Here is a 2303-nt window from a genome sequence, read left to right as displayed (position 1 = left end):
GGCACCCGAATTGGAAAAAGTGGATGAAGAAATGGGCGACCAATTGAAAATTGCCAAAGTGAATGTGGACAACAGCCCTGAAACGGCCGGGAAATTCGGAGTCATGAGTGTGCCGACTTTGATGGTGTTCAAAGACGGGGAAATGGTTTCCAAAATGGTCGGGGCTCAACCGAAAGAACAATTGGTGGCCTGGTTGAAAGAATATGTTTGATGGATGTGCATCAGGCGATGCCGGTTGGCGTCGCCTTTTGTTTTTATGTGATCTTAAGCGGTCTCTTGATCAGCCGGACGAAATTCCGGTTCAATTTTGTCTTTATATCTTTTGACATAAACGGATAAAGCAAACAGTGACGGGAAGGTGATTGTAAGTTGTGCTACCAAACTTGAAATCAATAAGACAACAGGATGTGAGTCCGATAATCCAAACACCATGTAAATGGCGATGATGAGCAAAGATCCCGCCAACCAGAAAATAATTGAAAGAGCAAGGTAAGCCCCAAATGCAGCCAGAAGAGAAAGAAAAATTTTTTTGAAAGCTTTTTTCAGCATAACAAAGGCATGTTTAATCGATTGCCAGCTTCTCATTCCGTCTTTTAAAACCAGAACCGAAGATTGAACAGACAAATAAGACAACAAAGCAATCAAGCCGATTGAAAGCAATATGGCTGCCAAAACTGCCAACGGAGGAAAAAATAAAAAGAGAAAAACCACTAAAAAAGTAACCAGCACAGCCGGAATGGACAATAAATAAATACATAAACCGAGTCTTAAAATTTTCCAGTAATTCGGCAACATTTCCTGAAGCAAAACCGGAACGGAAGCTTCACTTTTATAGTGAGCGGAAATGGTCACCGACATAATTCCCCCGCTAAGGGCAGGAGTTAATATGATTAAAATGATGACAGATACAAAAGCCCAGGCTGTTGGTTCTTCGGTTACCGGATCGATATTCACATAGATAAAAAATGTAAAAACCGCCAAGAGCAATGAAACAATCAGATAGGACAGATAAAGGTTCTTTTGGACTTGGTCTTTTAAAAACATATTAAATCACCTACATAAATTTTATGTATTTATTGAGACAGTACAGATCTTTATACTAAAATATGTTGTGTATTTTTTCAAGTTTTATTTCGAATTTTATGAATGATCTGCGTGGAAGATGCGTAATCTTTTTTCGTGAGGAGCGAAGGGTAATATGCTAAACTATAAATAGTTAACTTGGCAAACAGAAAAATGTTTATGGATATAAATGAAATTAAATTCAGGAGGGGGGACTTGTTTGGAGATAAAAGACAAGCTTTCTCTGTTACCGGAGAAACCCGGTTGTTACTTGATGTTAAATCAAGACCGGGAAGTGATTTACGTCGGCAAGGCGAAAAATTTGCGAAACCGGGTCCGTTCTTATTTTACGGGGAGCCATGACGGAAAAACCCAACGCTTGGTGATGGACATCGCCGATTTTGAGTACATTGTCACGTCCAATCACGTGGAGGCTCTGATTTTGGAGCTGAATCTGATCAAAAAACACCGCCCGAAATATAACGTGATGTTAAAAGACGACAAATCGTACCCTTACATCCGGCTGACCAAAGAAAGACATCCCCGCCTGGAAGTGACCCGGAACTTAAAAAAGGATGGTTCCAAGTACTTCGGACCCTATCCCCATGCCGGAGCGGCTCAACACACCAAAAAATTATTGGACCGCTTGTTTCCGCTGCGCAAATGCAAAACCATCCCCAAACGGGTTTGCCTGTATTACCATATGGGACAATGCCTGGCTCCTTGTGAAATGGATGTGGATCCGGACGATTACGAGAAAATAACAAAGAAAATCGTCCGCTTTTTAAACGGGGGCGTCGCGGAACTGAAAAAAGAATTGCAAAGGAAAATGGAAGAAGCGGCGGAAAATTTGGAGTTTGAACAAGCCAAAGAGTACCGGGACCTGCTTTTGGACATTGACTCGACCATCGAAAAACAAAACATTGTCCTTCCTGCTCAACAGAATTTGGACATCTTTGGCTATGCGGCGGAAAAGGGCTGGATGTGTGTCCAAGTGTTTTTTGTGCGCCAGGGAAAATTGATCGAACGGGAAGTATCGGTGTTTCCGCATTACCACGAGGCAGAAGAAGATTTTGTTTCTTTTGTCGCCCAGTTTTATCATGAAATGCCCACACTCCCGAAAGAAATCCATTTGCCTCAAGGAGTGGATCCGGACATTCTCAAAAAAATGCTTCCGGAAGTTCATATTCATGTTCCCCGGCGCGGCAACAAAAAGAATCTGGTGAACATGGCCACCGAAA

At 42.0% G+C, this 2303-nt stretch carries 3 protein-coding genes; 2 read left to right on the top strand and 1 reads right to left on the bottom strand.

The genetic code is table 11. From position 1 onward, the window contains the following. Positions 1–211, top strand: a 211-nt coding sequence (locus H1R82_RS07590; protein WP_181821640.1) for a thioredoxin family protein, incomplete at its 5' end; no start/stop codon positions are given. A 53-nt stretch (positions 212–264) separates the two neighbouring features. Here H1R82_RS07590 and H1R82_RS07585 read toward each other — a convergent pair. Next, positions 265–1044 carry a hypothetical protein gene (locus tag H1R82_RS07585; protein ID WP_181731950.1) on the bottom strand — a complete coding sequence of 260 codons (780 nt, stop codon included), beginning with the start codon at positions 1042–1044 and terminating at the stop codon, positions 265–267. Positions 1045–1336: 292 nt separating this feature from the next. Here H1R82_RS07585 and uvrC point away from each other — a divergent pair. Continuing rightward, on the top strand, positions 1337–2303 hold a 967-nt coding region (gene uvrC / locus H1R82_RS07580; protein ID WP_258873898.1), incomplete at its 3' end, for an excinuclease ABC subunit UvrC.

This window comes from Thermoactinomyces intermedius (assembly GCF_013912365.1).
Classification (GTDB): domain Bacteria; phylum Bacillota; class Bacilli; order Thermoactinomycetales; family Thermoactinomycetaceae; genus Thermoactinomyces; species Thermoactinomyces intermedius.
This window is presented reverse-complemented; position numbering and strand designations above follow the sequence as displayed.

Bases quoted from the DNA above. Each gene is read 5' to 3' on its own strand.
- H1R82_RS07585 (WP_181731950.1), bottom strand. From the start codon at position 1,044: ATGTTTTTAAAAGACCAAGTCCAAAAGAACCTTTATCTGTCCTATCTG.